Genomic DNA, 16093 nt, shown 5'->3' with positions numbered 1-16093 from the left:
CACCTCCGATGGCTGTCGCGGGCAGTTTACTGCAGGCCCGTGACGATATCGGCGCGATCGGGCGCGCGTGGCGTGCGCAGGAAGCCGTAGCCGCTCCGTTCGCGGGCCGCCTGCGCGCCGAAATGCTCGAGCGCGTGCTCGACGAAGCTGCGCGTGCGGGCCGGCACGTACTGGCGATTCGGGTAGACGAGCGACAGCTGCGCGTCCGGATCGTCGATCCGGTAGCCGGGCAACAGCCGCACCAGCGTGCCGTTCGCGAGCGCGTCGGCGACGCACGGTTCGGGCAGCACCGCGATGCCCGACCCGGCGATGGCCGCTGCCTGCACGAGCGCGAGCTGGTTGACCGTGCAGGTCGGGCGTACCGTGACCGAATGCGTGACGCTGTCGTGGCCGATCAGCTGCCACGCGGGCGGATGCTGGTGCGGCGCGAGCGCGACCCAGTCGTGGCCCGGCAGGTCGTCAGGCGCGCGCGGCTCGCCGCGCCGTTCGAGATAGGCGGGCGCCGCACAGGCGACGAACGGGTTCGGCTCGAGCGCATGGCCGATCAGCGTCGGGTTGCCGTCGAGCCGGTTGCCGGTGACGATGCCGACGTCGTAGCCCGAATCGAGCACGTCGAGCGGCCCGTCGGCGACGGTGAGCTGCACGCGCAGTTCCGGGTAGCGGTGCCGGAAGCTGCTGACGAGCGGCGTCAGCGCCAGCGGCGACAGCAGGCCCGACGCGACGACGCGCAGCGTGCCGGCCGGCTCGCGCACCGCATGCGCGACGGACGCCTCGAGATGATCGAATTCCTCGAGCAGTGCGCGGCAGCCGTCGAGGTAGCGCAGGCCGGCCTCGGTCAGCGACAGGTTGCGCGTGGTGCGGTGGATCAACCGCGTGTTCAGGTGAGACTCGAGCATCGCGATCGAGCGCGTGACGAGCGCGTTGGACACGCCTAGATGGTGGGCCGCGCGCCGGAAGCTCTGCTGCTCGGCGACGCAGACGAACACACGCATGGTCTGAATCTGGTTCATGGCTCGCGAATTTCTGGCCCGGTTGATTGATTTTGGATGTGATTTTTCGTCGCCCGGCCGGGAAAACCGTCGCGCGACACCCGGTTCTCGTGCGTACCGAAAAAGCGGTTTTCGATTCTGCAGACGATTGTTCATTACGGAAGCGATATCCGTCAACCTGAGAAAAGGGGCGGGTTGCGGAAAATCGAAATCGCGGGTATCGGTTAAACGAAGCGGTGTCGCGAGAGTACGCTGGGCATCGCCAGCGGGGTATTGAAAAGTGAATGCCGCCGGGTTGAATAATTCGTATGAAAATCAATATGTTGCGTGTTGCATCTCGCGGCTGGGTGCGCTAATGGGTGAAATCGCTCACCAATAGATGCTGCGATAATGGATGTTTTTTCGCGCATCCTGTTTTCGTGGACCGATTCCAGGTGCGCTATTTTTGTCGTGATGATGGGTATTCCGGTCGATGCATGCGCCGTGCTGAACGCAGGCATCTCGAATTTGTCGCGATATTGTCCGGGAAAATCGCGTGCATCGAACCGCATGTGGAACCGTTTCGCATGCGGCCGGCAATTTCGGCAATGCCGCTCCAATCGAAATTTCGGCCATCCGACGCGGGCGCGGCCGGCTGGCCCGGTCCGTCGACCGGGCCAGCGTCACGCTGTCCGGCCGCGCGTGCCTCTTGCGCGCGGCCGCGGAACGCGGAATGATCGATCAGTTCGCCATGCCGCGCGGCATGGCGACGTCCGTGCGTTTTCTTCCTTCCACTAATGTCTGCCATGTCCATCGATTACTCGCCGATTCCCTGTCCCGTCGTCGTGCCGCTCGACGCGATCCTGCCCGAAGAACCGCTGCTGATGATGGGGGCCGGCCCGGTCCCGATTCCGGCCGCCGTCGCGAAGGCGAACACGATCGTGATCAACCACCTCGGCGCGACGATGGCGAAGATCATCGAGCAGGTGAAGGAGATGGCGCGCTATGTGTTCCAGACCCGCACGAAATGGGTGCTCGGCGTCGCCGGCCCCGGCTCCGCCGCGATGGAAATGGCGATCTCGAACCTCGCGTGGCGCGGCACGCGCGTGCTGTCGATCCGCAACGGCTTCTTCAGCGCACGGATGGCCGAGATGGCCACGCGCGTCGGCGCCGACGTCGCGACGCTCGAAGTGGCCGACCGCTCGGTCGCGAGCCTCGACGAGATCGCGGACGCGATCGCGCGCGAGCGGCCCGAGATCGTCACGATCGTGCAGGGCGAGACGTCGAACACCGTGTGGAACCGCGACCTGCGCGACATCGCGGCGCTTGCGAAGGCGGCCGGCGCGCTGGTCGTCGTCGACGCGGTGTGCACGCTGTCGACGATGCCGCTCGAGATGGATGCGTGGGGCATCGATGCGGTGATCACGGGCGGCCAGAAGGGGCTGTCGTCGATTCCCGGCGTGTCGCTGATCGCGTTCTCCGATGCCGCATGGGAGCGGATGAAGCGTCGTCCGGAACCGAACGCGCACTGGTGCCTCGACATGGCGCTCGCGGAGAATTTCTGGCACAACGCGGGCTATCACTACACGGCGCCGGTGTCGGGCGTGCTCGCGCTGCACGAGGCGCTGCGGCTCGTCTGCGCGGAGACGCTCGAAAGCCGCTTCGCGCGCCACCTGCGCTGCTCGCTCGCGCTGCAGGCGGGCGTCGAGGCGATGGGGCTCACGCTCTATGCGCCCAAGGACTGCCGGCTCAATTCGGTGGTCGGGATCGAGACGCCTGAAGGGCTGACGCCCGGGATGGTGTGCGGCCATATCTCGAAGCAGTACCAGGTCGAGATCTCGGGCTCGTTCGGGCTGCCGATCGTACGGATCGGGCAGATGGGCGAACAGTGTCGCGAACATAACCTGTTCCGCACGCTGCATGCGTTCGGCCGCACGATGGTCGACCTGAAGGTGCCGGTCGACCTGCCGGCCGGCGTGGCCGCGCTCGAGCAGGAACTGTCGCAGCGGGGCGCGTAAGCGGGGACGGGCGAGGGCCGGGTGCGCCGCGCGCAGCCGGCTGGTCGACAGCGCGCGCGGCTCAGCCGCCTTGCATCGCGCGCCGGTACGCGTTCGGCGTCGTGCCGTGCGCGTCGCGAAAGCGGTGGCTGAAATGGCCGGCGTTCGCGTAGCCGCATGCGGCCGCGACCTGCGCGAGCGGCAACGACGTCGTGCGCAGCAGCAGGCGCGCCCGCGCGAGCCGCTGCTCGGCCACCCACGCGTGCGGCGCGCGGCCGAACGACAGCCGGAACATCCGCGAGAAGTGGTATTCGGACAGCGCGGCGACGTCCGCCAGTTCGCCGAGCGTCAGCGGCTGCGACAGGTAGCTGTCGATATAGTCGCGCACGCGGCGGCGCACGGCCGGCGCGAGCCCGCCGCGGAACGGCGCGTCGGTGCGCGTCGTGCTCTGGTCGCGCAGCAGCAGGCTCAGCACGTCGTGCGCGGCCTCGTTCACGCGCAGCCGCCCGTCGGCATCGTCCCAGCGCTCCAGCGCGAGCGAACGAAACTGCGCCGCGACGCGCGCATCCTCGAAATAGGTACGATCGGCGAGCTTCAGCTCGCGCGGCTCGCGGTCGAGTTCGCGGATCGCGCGCTGCGTGAAGTGCTCGGGCAGGAAGTACAGGTGGATGAAATGCATCTCGCCGCGCACCCACCAGCGCGATTCATGGTCGCCCGGCAGCGCGCACAGCAGGCTCGGCCCGCCGTAGCGCGGCACGCGTTCGCGCTCCGTGCGGTAGCCGCCGTCGAGGTAGCACGACAGCGTGTGGTGGCCGGGCTGCTCGTAGATCGTCTCGCTTTCGTCGGTGATGCGCGTCCATTCGGCGATCGCGAGATGGTCGCCGAGCCACGTGAAGCGCTCGAGCGTCGCATTCGCCTCGGCGAGCGTGCGGCACACCGACTGCAGGCCGAACGGCATCGCACCGCCGGCCAGGGCGGCGGCGTGGTCGACGGGCGGGGCGTGCAGGGACGAATTCATGGTGGGCCGAGTATAAGCGCGCGCGACGCACGCCGTGCGGCGGCCCGAAAAAGACCGCAATTCCGGACAATCCGCGCGGGCGGTCCGGCGGCATAGTCGGAGCCCGTTTCATTCGATTCCGCCTGATTGCCGCCATGAACCTGTCGCTTTATTTCGTCACCGTGCTGATCTGGGGCACCACCTGGATCGCGATCAAATGGCAGCTCGGCGCCGTGCCGCCGCCCGTCTCGATCGCATGGCGCTTCTGGCTCGCGGCCGCCGTGCTGTTCGCGCTGCTGCGCGTGATGCGCCGGCCGGTCCGCCCGCCGCGCGAAGCGTGGCGCTACCTCGTCGCGCAGGGCTTCGCGCTGTTCTGCCTGAATTTCCTGTGCTTCTACTACGCGGAGCAGGTCGTGCCGAGCGGCCTGGTCGCGGTGATTTTCTCGACCGCGCCGCTGCTGAATTCGATCAACGGCCGGCTGTTCATGGGCCGCCCGCTGCGGCCGTCCGCGGTTGCCGGCGCGCTGCTCGGGCTGACCGGCATCGCGTGCCTGTTCTGGCAGCAGATGGCCGGCCACCTCGACGATCACGCGACCTGGACGGGCCTCGCGATCGCGTTCGCGGGCACGATGTGCTTCTCGGCCGGCAATTTGCTGTCGAGCCGGATGCAGTCGATGGGGCTGCACCCGCTCGCGACCAACGGCTGGGCGATGCTGATCGGCGCGGTGATCTTGACCGTCGGCAGCGCGGTGGCCGGGCTGCCGTTCATGATCGATCCGAGCCCGCGCTATCTCGGCGCGCTGGTCTACCTTGCGGTGCCGGGCTCGGTGATCGGATTCACCGCCTACCTGACCCTCGTCGGCCGGATCGGGCCGGAGCGCGCCGCGTATTGCACGGTGCTGTTCCCGATCGTCGCGCTGGCCGTGTCGACGGTGTTCGAGGGCTACGAGTGGTCGCCGCTCGCGGTGATCGGGCTGCTGCTCGTGGTGGCCGGCAATCTCGTCGCGTTCGACCTGACGCGTCGGCTGTTTCTCAGGCCGGCCTGACCGGCGCGGCCTTCGCGGCGCGCGCCGCACATAAAAAAACGCCCGCGCGATGCGGGCGTTTTCTTTTTTGGGGGGGCCGGCGGCGCGATTGCCTCGACCGGCCGCCATGCCACGCGCAGCGCGCCTCAGGCCGCCGCACCGCGCTCCGCGACCCGCGCCTGGCGCTGGTACAGCACCATCGACAGCGCGACACCCGCCGCCGCGGCCACCGCCGCGAACAGGAACACCTGCGGATAGCCGAACGCGCCGGCCACATAGCCGGCGAGCGGGCCGGTGATGCCGAGCGACAGGTCGAGGAACACCGAATATGCGGACAACGCCGCGCCGCGGCTCGCCGGCGGCACGAGCGCGACGGCTTCGACGCCGAGCGCGGGGAAGATCAGCGCGAAGCCGAAGCCGGTGAGCGCGGCGCCGACGAGCGCGACGTGCGGCACGGGCGCGAGCCACAGCAGCACGAGGCCCGAGCATTCGAACGCGAACGACACGATCGCGACGCGGAAGCCGCCGTAGGTCTTGATGGTGTTCGCGAACAGCAGCCGCGCGCCGATGAACAGCGTGCCGAACACGGTCAGCGACAGGGCGGCGTTCGGCCAGTGGCGCGCCGCGTAGTACAGCGTGACGAAGGTTGCGATCGAGCCGAAGCCGGCCGAGCCGAGCGCGAGGCCGAGGCCGTGCGGCAGCACGCGCGTGAACACGCTCGCATACGACATCCGCTCGCCGTGCACGAGCGGCACGGATTCGATCAGGCGGGCGAGGTAGAAGCCGGTCGCTGCGAGCGCGATCACGATCACGCCGATCAGCGCCGGATTCAGCGTATGCGCGATCGCGACGCCGACCGGCGCGCCGAGCGCGAGCGCGCCGTAGGTCGCGATGCCGTTCCACGAGATCACCTTCGCGTTGTGCGTGACGCCGACCTTGCCGATACCCCACAGGATCGCGCCGGTGCCGCACAGGCTTTCGCCGACGCCGAGCACGAGCCGGCTCGCGACCAGCAGCACGAGGCTCGCGACTGGCCAGTGGGCCAGCAGCAGCGCGACCAGCAGCAACACGCCCGACACGCCGCAGCCGATCAGCCCGCGCAGCACCGTCTGCTTCGGCCCGAGCGTATCGGCGAAGCGCCCGGCGAGCGGGCGCGACGCGAGCGTCGCGAAATACTGGACGCTGATCGCACCGCCCGCGACGATCGCGGAAAAGCCGAGGTCGTCGTGGACGAAGCCCGGCAGCACGGCGAGCGGCAGGCCGATGGTCAGGTAGCAGATGAACGTGAAGCAGACGACGGACACGATTTGCAGCGTGACGGCGAACCCGCTGCGCGGCGGTGTGGCGGAATCTGAGGACATGGGGTCTGAACGAATGAGCGAAACGGGACGGAAGACGGCGAAAAACGGAATCGGGATTTTCCCATGGAACCGGTTTTCACGCAGGGACCATTTAGTTAATCGCGACCCGTTTTATCGATGACGAATCGGTGACGGAGCGCCGCGGGCTGGCCCGGAACACAAGCGGGGCAACGCGCGAGAAGGCTGCCGGGCGGCCCCGGCGCTCATATCGCGGCAGTTATATGGGCCCCATGCGTGATGGGCTATGGGTTGCGGAATTTGATGGTGATAGCGTGCAAACTGTCAGAGAAACGTCGGTCGAGCGCCACGCGCAGGCCGCCTTGCCCCCACTTGAAGAATGATAGAGACATGAGTGAGCCGATCCGCTTCTACCATCGTCACGCGGTCCGCGAAGTCAGCGGCGCGGACGTCACCCGCACCGTGCTGCAGTACCTGCGCGAGGATGCGCACTGCACCGGCACCAAGGAAGGCTGCGCGGAAGGCGACTGCGGCGCGTGCACGGTCGTCGTCGGCGAGCTGACCGACGCGGGCACGGTCGCGTTCAAGGCCGTCAACGCCTGCATCCAGTTCCTGCCGACGCTCGACGGCCGTGCGCTGCTGACGGTGGAAGACCTGCGCCAGCCGGACGGTTCGCTGCATCCGGTGCAGCAGGCGATGGTCGACTGCCACGGCTCGCAATGCGGGTTCTGCACGCCCGGCTTCGTGATGTCGATGTGGGCGCTGTACGAGAAGCACGGGCATGAAGGCTGCGCCAGCGCGTGCGCGAAGGCGAAGGACGTGCCGACCCGCACCGAGATCGCCGACGCGCTGACCGGCAACCTGTGCCGCTGCACCGGCTATCGCCCGATCGTCGATGCGGCCGTGCAGATGTTCGACGCGGCCGGCGAAGGTGCACCGGCGCCGTCGGCACCGGTCGATACGGCTGCGCTGGCGCGCACGCTCGCGTCGCTCAAGCGCGACGGCACGTTCGACTACACGACGAGCAACGGCGCGCGCTTTGCGGCGCCGCGCACGCTCGACGCGCTGGCCGCACTGAAGACCGAGCGTCCCGACGCGCGGATTCTCGCCGGCAGCACCGACATCGGCCTGTGGGTCACCAAGCAGATGCGCCGGCTCGACGACCTGATCTACGTCGGCCAGATCGCCGAACTGCAGCAGGTCGTGCACGGCGACGACTGGATCGAGATCGGCGCGGGCGTGACGGTCGAGAACGGGTATGCGGCACTCGCCGGCACCTATCCGGAACTGACCGAAATGTGGAAGCGTTTCGCGTCGCTGCCGATCCGCAACGCGGGGACGCTCGGCGGCAACGTCGCGAACGGCTCGCCGATCGGCGACTCGATGCCGGGCCTGATCGCGCTCGGCGCGCGGGTCGTGCTGCGCGGCGGCGACACGGTGCGCGAGCTGCCGCTCGAGGCGCTCTACACCGGCTATCAGCAAAAGGACATGGCGCCGCACGAATTCGTCGTCGGCGTGAAGGTGCCGACCCGCACCGGCGCTCGCGCGAAGCTGCAGTTCCGCACCTACAAGCTGTCGAAGCGGTTCGACTCCGACATCTCGGCCGTGTGCGCGGCGTTCGCGTTCATCGCGGACGGCGAGCTGATCCGCGAGCCGCGCATCGCGTTCGGCGGGATGGCCGCGACGCCGAAGCGTGCGACGCATACGGAACGCCTGCTCGACGGCGCGCAGTGGCACGAAGCCACCGCGCAGGCGGCGATGCAGGCGCTCGAGCGCGACTACCAGCCGCTGTCCGACATGCGCGCGACGAGCACGTACCGCCTCGATACCGCGAAGAACCTGATGTACCGATTCTGGCTGGAGACGCGCCCGCACGACCCGCTGCCGCCGCAAGCCCTGAACGTGCGGGAAGTGGCCGCCGAAGTTGCCGATGACTCGGCGCGCGTCTGAAGACGGAGAACACCGAACATGAACCAGCAAGCAGAACCGTTCCTGAGCACCCTCGACCCGCAGGCCGACGCCGCGCAGGTGCATGTCTCGCGCGCGCACGAATCCGCCCACCTGCACGTGAGCGGACGCGCGACCTACACCGACGACATCCCGCTCGTCGCGGGCACGCTGCACGCGGCGCTCGGCTTGTCGGCGAAGCCGCACGCGAAGATCGTGTCGATGAACTTCGACGCGGTGCGCGCGACGCCCGGCGTGGTCGCCGTGTTCACGGCCGACGATATCCCCGGCGTCAACGATTGCGGCCCGATCATCCACGACGACCCGGTGCTCGCCAAAGGCATCGTGCAGTTCGTCGGCCAGCCGATGTTCATGGTCGTCGCGACGTCGCACGAAACCGCGCGGCTCGCCGCGCGCCGTGCGAAGGTCGACTACGAAGAGCTGCCCGCGATCCTGACCGCGCAGGACGCGCGCAAGGCCGAAACCTACGTGATCCCGCCGCTGAAGCTCGCGCGCGGCGACGCGGCCGCGCGGCTGGCCGCCGCGCCGCATCGCGAGTCGGGCGAGATGCTGCTCGGCGGCCAGGAGCAGTTCTACCTGGAAGGGCAGATCGCGTACGCGGTGCCGAAGGACGACGACGGGATGCACGTGTACTGCTCGACGCAGCACCCGAGCGAGATGCAGCACCTGGTCGCGCACGTGCTCGGCGTCGCGTCGCACAACGTGCTGGTCGAATGCCGCCGGATGGGCGGCGGGTTCGGCGGCAAGGAATCGCAGTCGGGCCTGTTCGCGTGCTGCGCGGCGCTTGCCGCGTGGAAACTGCTGTGCCCGGTGAAGCTGCGTCCGGACCGCGACGACGACATGATGATCACCGGCAAGCGGCACGACTTCCATTACCGCTTCGACGTCGGCTACGACGACGACGGCCGCCTCGATGGCGTCGCGCTCGACATGACGTCGCGCTGCGGCTTCTCGGCCGACCTGTCGGGCCCGGTGATGACGCGTGCGGTGTGCCACTTCGACAACGCGTACTGGCTCGGCGACGTCGACATCGCCGGCTACTGCGGCAAGACCAACACGCAGTCGAACACCGCATTCCGCGGCTTCGGCGGACCGCAGGGCGCGTTCGCGATCGAGTACATCCTCGACGATGTCGCGCGCTCGCTCGGCCGCGATCCGCTCGACGTGCGCTACGCGAACCTGTACGGCAAGACCGAACGCAACGTGACGCCTTACGGGCAGACGGTCGAGGACAACGTGCTGCAGGAACTGCTCGGCGAACTCGAGACGACGAGCGACTATCGCGCGCGGCGCGCGGGCGTGCGCGACTTCAACGCACGCAACACGGTGCTGAAGAAGGGCATCGCGCTCACGCCGGTGAAGTTCGGGATCGCGTTCAACGTCACGCACTTCAACCAGGCCGGCGCGCTGGTGCACATCTACACCGACGGCTCGGTGCTCGTGAACCACGGCGGCACGGAGATGGGGCAGGGGCTCAACACGAAGGTCGCGCAGGTCGTCGCGCACGAGCTCGGCATTCGCTTCGGCCGGATCCGCGTGACGGCGACCGACACGAGCAAGGTCGCGAACACGTCCGCGACGGCCGCGTCGACGGGCTCGGACCTGAACGGCAAGGCCGCGCAGGACGCGGCGCGCCAGCTGCGCGAGCGGCTCGCGGCGTTCGCGGCGAAGCAGTACGGCGACGGCAAGGTCGATGCGGCCGACGTGAAGTTCGGCAACGACTTCGTGTGGATCGGCGGCGCGAGCGTGCCGTTCGGCGAGGTGATCGCGAAGGCGTATCTCGCACGCGTGCAGCTTTGGTCCGACGGCTTCTACGCGACGCCGAAGCTGTACTGGGATCAGTCGAAGCTGCAGGGCCGGCCGTTCTACTACTACTCGTACGGCGCGGCCGTGTCGGAAGTCGTGATCGATACGCTGACGGGCGAGATGCGCACGCTGCGCGTCGACGCGCTGCATGACGTGGGCGCATCGCTGAACCCGGCGCTCGACATCGGCCAGGTCGAAGGCGCATTCATCCAGGGGATGGGCTGGCTCACGACCGAGGAGCTGTGGTGGAACGCGGGCGGCAAGCTGATGACGCATGCGCCGTCCACGTACAAGATCCCGACCGTCAACGACACGCCGCCCGAGTTCAACGTGCGGCTGTTCCAGAACCGCAACGTCGAGGACAGCATCCACCGTTCGAAGGCCGTCGGCGAGCCGCCGCTGCTGCTGCCGTTCTCGGTGTTCTTCGCGGTGCGCGACGCGATTGCGGCGGTCGGCGACTACCGGGTGAACCCGCCGCTCGACGCGCCGGCCACCGGCGAGTCGATCCTGCGCGCGGTGCATGCGGTTCGTGCGGCGAGCGCCGCCCGGGCAGGCTGACATGAACGGGCCCGCTCGCTCGCTGCGCGCCGCGGCGCATGCCCCCGCCGCCGGGTGCGACGGCGCGTGCGGAACTGCGCCGTTGCAGCCGTTCGCACCAGGCACCGGCCAGCGCAATCGCGCGAGCGCCGCGCCGCCGCCGATGCACATCGTGCTGTTCGGCGCGGGGCACGTCGGTCATGCGCTCGTCACGCTGCTCGGCGCATTGCCGTGCGTCGTGCAGTGGGTCGACACGCGCGACGAGCTGTTCCCGGACGAATGTCCGCCGAACGTGCAGCCGGAGCCGACCGACACGCCGGAGGCCGTCGTCGACGCGGCGCCGCCCGGCGCGTACTTCCTCGTGATGACGCACAACCACGCGCTCGACTTCGCGCTCGCCGCGCAGATCATGCGGCGGCGCGACTTCGCGTATTTCGGGATGATCGGCTCGCGCACCAAGCGCGTGAAGTTCGAGCGCCGGCTCGCCGCGCGCGGCGTCGATCCGGCCAGGCTCGTGGAGATGGTGTGCCCGATCGGCGTCACGGGCATCGTCGACAAGGCGCCCGGCGCGATCGCGGTGGCCGTCTGCGCGGAACTGCTGCAGGCGCGCTCGGGCATGCCGGTGGCCGATGCGAAAGCGGCTGCGGCAGGGCGCGTGCGCGACGACGTGAGCTGCGCGCGATAGCGATGCGCCCGACGCGCGTCCGCGCGTTTTTGCATACACTGCACGGATTGCGCGGCATGGGGCCGCGCATTTTTTTCGTGCAGGCACCATGTCCGATCATCAGGCCTATCTCGACGTGCTCGATACGAGCCTCGTCGTCATCGAACGCTGGCTATCCGGCGTCGACACTTCACCCGCGGCGCTCGACGCGCTGATCGCGCCGTTCTCCGACGATTTCACGATGATCATGACCGACGGTCGCGCGTTCGATCGCGACGGCACGCGTGCGCTGTTCGCGAAGCTCGGCGGCGTGAAGCCGGGGCTGCGCATCACGTTGTCGGAAATCCGCGTGCTTACGGCCGATGCGTCGCATGCCGTGGTCACCTATTTCGAGGCGCAGCAGGCGGCCTCGGGCGAACTTCCCGGGCGTCGCGCGACGGCCGTGTTCGAGCGCGACGCGGCAGGCGTCGTGCGCTGGACCCATCTGCAGGAAACCTTCTGCGCGGCCTGAGCGGCCTGAGCGGCCTGAGCGGCCTGAGCGGCCTGAGCGGCTTGAGCGGCTTGAGCGGCCCGAACGGCCGCGCTCCGTTGTCGCGCGCGACGTCAGCGCTTGCGCCCGCGCGCGGCCGTCAGCTCGTCGGACACGCTCTGCATCAGCGCGCACAGCCACGCGATGTCGGTCGGGCGGTCGGGTTGCGGGTGCGTGAGCAGGTAGCTCTTGATCCGCGGGAACGGCACCGGCGGCGTGACGACGACGAGCGGCAGCAGTTGCGCATAGTGCGTCGCGAAGCGGCGCGTCGTCGTGAAGATCAGGTCCGACTGCAGCAGCACCTGCGGCACGATGCCGAAGTACGGCAGCGTCGTCACGATCCGCCGCGTGAGGCGTGCGCGTGCGAGGCCGATTTCGATCGCGTTGCGCTTGTCGCCGGTGTACGGCGTCGGCGCGACGTGCGCGGCCGATGCGTACGCTTCGCGCGTGAGCGGCGCGTGCGCGAGCGGATGCGCGTCGCGCATCAGGCACACGATCGTGTCGGAGAACAGGTCCTGGCGCGCGAAGTGCGGGTCAGGTTTCGGCCAGTTGCCGATCACGAGATCGAGCGCGCCCGACTCGAGCGCCTCCGCGTGGTCGAGCGCGGGATTCAGCGAGTCGATTTCCAGGTGCGCATGCGGCGCCGCGTCGCGAAAGCGCTCGATCAGCGTCGGCATGAAGAAATCGTTCAGGTAGTCGGGTGCGGCGACGCGGAACGTGCGCCGCGCGGACGACGGATCGAAGTCGCCGTGCGGCGTCGCGATGAAGTCGACCTCGCGCAGCGCGAGCGATGCCGCACCGAGCAGCGATGCGCCATATTCGGTCGGCACCATCCCGGACTTGCCGCGCACGAGGATCGGGTCGTTCAGCGTCTCGCGCAGCTTGCGCAGCGCGGTGCTGATCGCGGGCTGGGTCTGGTTCAGCCGCAGCGCGGCCTGCGTGACGCTGCGCTCGAGCAGCAGCGTGCGCAATACGCGCACGAGCCAGATATCGAGCGAGGCGGTACGGTCGTCGTCTTCCATCGGGACAGGGTGATTCGGGGAAGCGTAACCTTACCGCAGCCGCGCGTCGGCGTGCGTGATACCGGCCATCACACGCGCCCCTTCGGCAGCGTGCTGACTCGCTTGACCTCGCGCGACTCGAGCCAGTTCGGCGTGCGCGCGCAGTACAGCACCATCGGCAGCGCGTCCTCGCCCCAGAACAGCTGCTGGTTCATCCAGAAGGTCGGCACCCCGAACACGCCGAGCGCGATCGCGTCGTCGGTGTTGCGGCGCAGCTGTGCGCTCGTTTCCTCGAATTCGATCAGCTCGTCGCCGTGCCCGACACCGACGCGTTCGCACAGCGCGGCGAACCCGTCAGGCGTCGACGGATCGTTGCCGTCGTGCCAGATGAAGCGGAACATCTCCAGCACGGTCGCGGTGTCGGCGCGCAGCGCGATCGCGAGGCGCAGCACCTTGTCGGAATCGAACGGGTGCGCGGGCGGCATCTTGAAGCGGATGCCGAGCTGTTCGGCGCGAAACAGCGCGTGCCGGTACGTGAACACGCGCTTGGACGGCACATCGGCGCTCGGGCGCTGGCCCCAGTGGCGCTGCAGGTCGAGCAGCGATACGGCGACGGGTTCGAACGGCACGTCCGGCCACTTGCCGAGCTGTTCGAGCAACAGGTAGGAGAACGGCGACACGAAGTCGTAGAACCAGGCGGGTTGGGCAGTGTCGAGGCCGGTTGTCATGGCGATCTCCAGAGGGTGGGGCGTGCGCGCCTGGCGGCGGCCTTCATGTTACGCGGTGGCGCGCGGATGCAGCAATGATCGCGGATCGTCCGCTCACGCGGAACCGGGAGTCGCCCGGGGGGGATCGCCGGCCGGCGCTGACGCGTGGCCGCCGCGTGCCGCGGCGTGGCCGCCGGCGCCCGGCGTACCCGGTGCGGCATCGTGGTCGTGCGCGGTCAGCCGTTCGCGGACGAAACCGATGTGCTCGCGCAGCACGTAGAACTGCCCCGCGTACGCGAGCGGCATCTTCATCCGGTTCACGGCTTCCTCGATATCGTCGAGCTCGTCGAGCAGCTGGACGCGCTCCTCGGCCGTGTGTTCGCCGAGTGCGCGGCGCTCCAGCGCGATCAGCGCGCCATACCAGCGGTAGATGCGCGAGCGCACGCGCCAGCCGTACAGCGACGGCACGAGCCGCAGCCCGGGAATCAGCACGACGATCAGCGGCACCGCCACGACGAGCAGCCGGTCGACCAGGCTCGCGACCCAGAACGGCAGCCGCCGGTACAGGAAGGTCTTGCCCGACTTGTAATAGCGCGCCGCGTCGTCGGACAGCGGGAAGCCGCGCGTGACGGGCGACGGGAATTCGCCCGCGTGCTGCAGGATCGTCGCGTGGCCATGCACTTCGCGCGCGGCCTCGATCAGCAGGTCGGACAGCGCCGGGTGCAGCGAGTCGCGCGCGACGAGCTCGATCGTCGGCGCGACCGTGTGGATGTCGGCGGGCGGCAGGTTGAGGCCGAGATCGTAGACGCCCATCGGCAGCGTGATCGCGGTCAGGTACGGAAAGCGCCGCGCATACGCTTCGGCCTGCGTGAACGAGTACACGTGCACGCCGGGCGCGCGGAACAGCTTCGCCATCACCGGGATCTGCGTCGAGTCGCCGGACAGGAACGCGGCGTCAATCTTGCCGTCGAGCAGCGCGGTCGCGGCATCCTCGCCGGCGGTCGGCAGCAGCTCGGTCGAGCCGCCCGGCACGATGCCGTTCATCTTCAGCAGCGCGAGGCTCAGTTCGCGCGCGCCGCTGCCTTCCGCGCCGAGCGCGAGCCGCTTGCCCTTGAAGTCGGACAGGCGCGCGACGACCGGGCCGCGATACATGATCGCGAGCGGCACGTAGCCGATGCTGCCGAGCGACAGCAGGTGTTCGTCGCGCTCCTTCGGGCCGATGCCGCTCTGCACGAAGCCGACGTCGACCGGCGCGCTCGGGTTCGACAGCCGCGCGAGGTTCTGCGCGGACCCTTCGGACGACTGGACGTCGAGGGTGACGCCGTTCTTCGCGAGGATCGCCTTGTATTTCTGCGCGGCGTTCCAGTAGGTGCTGCCGGGCGGCCCGGACGAAATCACGAGCGTGGACGGCGGCGCCGGCTGGATCAGCTTGACCGCGAGCCAGACCGCCGCGGCCGCGAGCAGCACGGTGGGGCCGATCGACAGCGCGAGGTCGCGCCACGACACCGCGACGAAGCGGGTGAGGATGCGGCGGGGCGGGCGAGGCGGGCGAGGGCTGGCTGGCTTCATGGAATGGGCGGATGACACGGACGTGACGCATCGATGACGGCCGTCACGGACGATGCACGATCTTGCGGCGATGGTACCCGGTTTCGCCATGCGCGCGCGAGTCGGCCGGGTTGCCCGGCTGGCTGGCCGGGCGGCCTCGACGACGGGCGGCGGACGGCCGTGCGTCAAAAGCTTTGCGCTTCGGCGGGCGCTGGATTACATTGTGCGACGCAGCCGCGCCCGATTCGCGCGCGACCCGGCACGTAATGAGACCGGGCGCGTCCGGCCGGCGGCTGTCCGGCCCGGCCGGCCCGCATTTGCGCGCGCCGGTCGCCGGTCCGTGTCGCCTCTCTCGCATCGCCGTGGAAATCATCGGCCGTCCCGCCCGTTCGCGCGCGCGGGCCGGCCGCCTTTGGGGTATCCGGCCGTACTGTGCACGGCCGTTCCGGAGTCACAAGGAGATAACATGAAGTCGATCGTGTTGAGAGCGTTGGGTGTTGCCGCCGTGGCGGCCTGTCTGTCCGGCAGCGTGTACGCGCAGTCGAGCGATGCCGCGGCACCCGACGCGCCGGCCGCAGCGACGAGCTCGCCGAAGGCCGCGGCCAAGACCGCGAAGAAGGCGAACCGCAAGCTCGGCTACGCGGTGCGCAAGGCCATTTCGAAGGAAAGCGGCGAGAACGTGTCGAAGATCGTCGTGCGTTCGAAGGGCGGCGCGATCACGCTGGAGGGCACGATGCCCGACCAGGCACAGATCGACAAGGCCGAAGCTGCGGCCAAGGGCGTGTCGGGCGTGACGTCGGTCACGAACAAGCTGACGGTCCAGCGACAATGACGCCGGGCGGCGGCGCGTCAGCGCCGCTTGCGCCCGTGTTCAGGCGGGCCCCGGCGTGCCGGGGCCCGTTTGCGCTGCAGCGCGCTCCCGGACCTGTCGCTTTGCGTCAGGCCGCCTGACGGGGGCATCCCCCGAGGGGACTTCCTTCGGGGCCGAAAACCCGGGGCAGCCCGGCGTGTTCCCGAGAGGCCGCGA

At 69.1% G+C, this 16093-nt stretch carries 14 protein-coding genes; 7 read left to right on the top strand and 7 right to left on the bottom strand.

From position 1 onward, the window contains the following. Positions 1-26: 26 nt before the first annotated feature. Together GEM_RS13450 and GEM_RS29960 are read right to left on the bottom strand one after the other, a co-directional pair. Positions 27-1010, bottom strand: coding sequence for a LysR family transcriptional regulator (locus GEM_RS13450; RefSeq protein ID WP_014897939.1), 984 nt, complete (start codon positions 1008-1010; stop codon positions 27-29). 418 nt (positions 1011-1428) lie between these two features. Beyond that, positions 1429-1782, bottom strand: a complete 354-nt coding sequence (locus tag GEM_RS29960; RefSeq protein WP_148283828.1) for a hypothetical protein — start codon at positions 1780-1782, stop codon at positions 1429-1431. On the opposite strand from GEM_RS29960, the gene GEM_RS13445 reads away from it, so the two are divergent. Further along, positions 1775-2986, top strand: coding sequence for a pyridoxal-phosphate-dependent aminotransferase family protein (locus GEM_RS13445; protein ID WP_014897938.1), 1212 nt, complete (start codon positions 1775-1777; stop codon positions 2984-2986). The genes GEM_RS29960 and GEM_RS13445 overlap by 8 nt on opposite strands. Positions 2987-3047: 61 nt before the next feature. Here GEM_RS13445 and GEM_RS13440 read toward each other — a convergent pair whose 3' ends face one another. Further along, the gene (locus GEM_RS13440; protein ID WP_014897937.1) at positions 3048-3983 is read right to left on the bottom strand and encodes a helix-turn-helix domain-containing protein; all 936 of its coding nucleotides are present in this window, start codon (positions 3981-3983) and stop codon (positions 3048-3050) included. Between the two features lie 134 nt (positions 3984-4117). Between GEM_RS13440 and GEM_RS13435 the strand changes: the two genes are divergently transcribed. Further along, positions 4118-5008 carry a DMT family transporter gene (locus GEM_RS13435; protein ID WP_014897936.1) on the top strand — a complete coding sequence of 297 codons (891 nt, stop codon included), beginning with the start codon at positions 4118-4120 and terminating at the stop codon, positions 5006-5008. A 125-nt stretch (positions 5009-5133) separates the two neighbouring features. Here GEM_RS13435 and GEM_RS13430 read toward each other — a convergent pair whose 3' ends face one another. Continuing rightward, the gene (locus tag GEM_RS13430; protein ID WP_014897935.1) at positions 5134-6348 is read right to left on the bottom strand and encodes an MFS transporter; all 1215 of its coding nucleotides are present in this window, start codon (positions 6346-6348) and stop codon (positions 5134-5136) included. Positions 6349-6696: 348 nt separating this feature from the next. Here GEM_RS13430 and xdhA point away from each other — a divergent pair, with 348 nt between their 5' ends. The 4 genes from xdhA to GEM_RS13410 all read left to right on the top strand — a co-directional run bounded on the left by xdhA (position 6697) and on the right by GEM_RS13410 (position 11792). After that, positions 6697-8256, top strand: coding sequence for a xanthine dehydrogenase small subunit (gene xdhA / locus GEM_RS13425; RefSeq protein WP_014897934.1), 1560 nt, complete (start codon positions 6697-6699; stop codon positions 8254-8256). An 18-nt stretch (positions 8257-8274) separates the two neighbouring features. Beyond that, positions 8275-10638 (top strand): xanthine dehydrogenase molybdopterin binding subunit, encoded by a 2364-nt coding sequence (gene xdhB / locus GEM_RS13420; protein WP_014897933.1) that lies wholly within the window; start codon positions 8275-8277, stop codon positions 10636-10638. 1 nt (position 10639) lies between these two features. Beyond that, complete coding sequence (xdhC, locus tag GEM_RS13415) at positions 10640-11302, top strand: xanthine dehydrogenase accessory protein XdhC (RefSeq protein WP_014897932.1); 663 nt, start codon at positions 10640-10642, stop codon at positions 11300-11302. A gap of 88 nt (positions 11303-11390) precedes the next feature. Then, positions 11391-11792, top strand: a complete 402-nt coding sequence (locus GEM_RS13410) for a nuclear transport factor 2 family protein (RefSeq protein ID WP_014897931.1) — start codon at positions 11391-11393, stop codon at positions 11790-11792. Positions 11793-11884: 92 nt separating this feature from the next. Here GEM_RS13410 and GEM_RS13405 read toward each other — a convergent pair whose 3' ends face one another. From GEM_RS13405 to GEM_RS13395, 3 genes are all read right to left on the bottom strand, one after another. Further along, a complete protein-coding gene (locus GEM_RS13405; RefSeq protein ID WP_014897930.1) occupies positions 11885-12832 on the bottom strand; it encodes a LysR family transcriptional regulator in 948 nt (315 codons plus the stop codon). Positions 12833-12900: 68 nt separating this feature from the next. After that, positions 12901-13539, bottom strand: a complete 639-nt coding sequence (locus tag GEM_RS13400; protein ID WP_014897929.1) for a 2-hydroxychromene-2-carboxylate isomerase — start codon at positions 13537-13539, stop codon at positions 12901-12903. 93 nt (positions 13540-13632) lie between these two features. Then, positions 13633-15087 (bottom strand): TAXI family TRAP transporter solute-binding subunit, encoded by a 1455-nt coding sequence (locus GEM_RS13395; protein ID WP_014897928.1) that lies wholly within the window; start codon positions 15085-15087, stop codon positions 13633-13635. Positions 15088-15532: 445 nt separating this feature from the next. Here GEM_RS13395 and GEM_RS13390 point away from each other — a divergent pair, with 445 nt between their 5' ends. Next, positions 15533-15898, top strand: coding sequence for a BON domain-containing protein (locus GEM_RS13390; protein WP_014897927.1), 366 nt, complete (start codon positions 15533-15535; stop codon positions 15896-15898). Positions 15899-16093 lie beyond the last annotated feature (195 nt).

This window comes from Burkholderia cepacia GG4, from assembly GCF_000292915.1.
GTDB classification, from domain to species: domain Bacteria; phylum Pseudomonadota; class Gammaproteobacteria; order Burkholderiales; family Burkholderiaceae; genus Burkholderia; species Burkholderia cepacia_D.
Note: the sequence above shows the minus strand (reverse complement) of the source record. Positions and strands in the feature narration are given on the sequence as shown.

Coding starts and splice junctions, on each gene's coding strand:
- GEM_RS13405 (WP_014897930.1), bottom strand. CDS start 12,832: ATGGAAGACGACGACCGTACCGCCTCGCTCGATATCTGGCTCGTGCGC.
- GEM_RS13435 (WP_014897936.1), top strand. CDS start 4,118: ATGAACCTGTCGCTTTATTTCGTCACCGTGCTGATCTGGGGCACCACC.
- GEM_RS13450 (WP_014897939.1), bottom strand. CDS start 1,010: ATGAACCAGATTCAGACCATGCGTGTGTTCGTCTGCGTCGCCGAGCAG.
- GEM_RS13445 (WP_014897938.1), top strand. CDS start 1,775: ATGTCCATCGATTACTCGCCGATTCCCTGTCCCGTCGTCGTGCCGCTC.
- GEM_RS13400 (WP_014897929.1), bottom strand. CDS start 13,539: ATGACAACCGGCCTCGACACTGCCCAACCCGCCTGGTTCTACGACTTC.
- GEM_RS13410 (WP_014897931.1), top strand. CDS start 11,391: ATGTCCGATCATCAGGCCTATCTCGACGTGCTCGATACGAGCCTCGTC.
- xdhB (WP_014897933.1), top strand. CDS start 8,275: ATGAACCAGCAAGCAGAACCGTTCCTGAGCACCCTCGACCCGCAGGCC.
- GEM_RS29960 (WP_148283828.1), bottom strand. CDS start 1,782: ATGGACATGGCAGACATTAGTGGAAGGAAGAAAACGCACGGACGTCGC.
- xdhA (WP_014897934.1), top strand. CDS start 6,697: ATGAGTGAGCCGATCCGCTTCTACCATCGTCACGCGGTCCGCGAAGTC.
- GEM_RS13390 (WP_014897927.1), top strand. CDS start 15,533: ATGAAGTCGATCGTGTTGAGAGCGTTGGGTGTTGCCGCCGTGGCGGCC.
- GEM_RS13440 (WP_014897937.1), bottom strand. CDS start 3,983: ATGAATTCGTCCCTGCACGCCCCGCCCGTCGACCACGCCGCCGCCCTG.
- GEM_RS13395 (WP_014897928.1), bottom strand. CDS start 15,087: ATGAAGCCAGCCAGCCCTCGCCCGCCTCGCCCGCCCCGCCGCATCCTC.
- xdhC (WP_014897932.1), top strand. CDS start 10,640: ATGAACGGGCCCGCTCGCTCGCTGCGCGCCGCGGCGCATGCCCCCGCC.
- GEM_RS13430 (WP_014897935.1), bottom strand. CDS start 6,348: ATGTCCTCAGATTCCGCCACACCGCCGCGCAGCGGGTTCGCCGTCACG.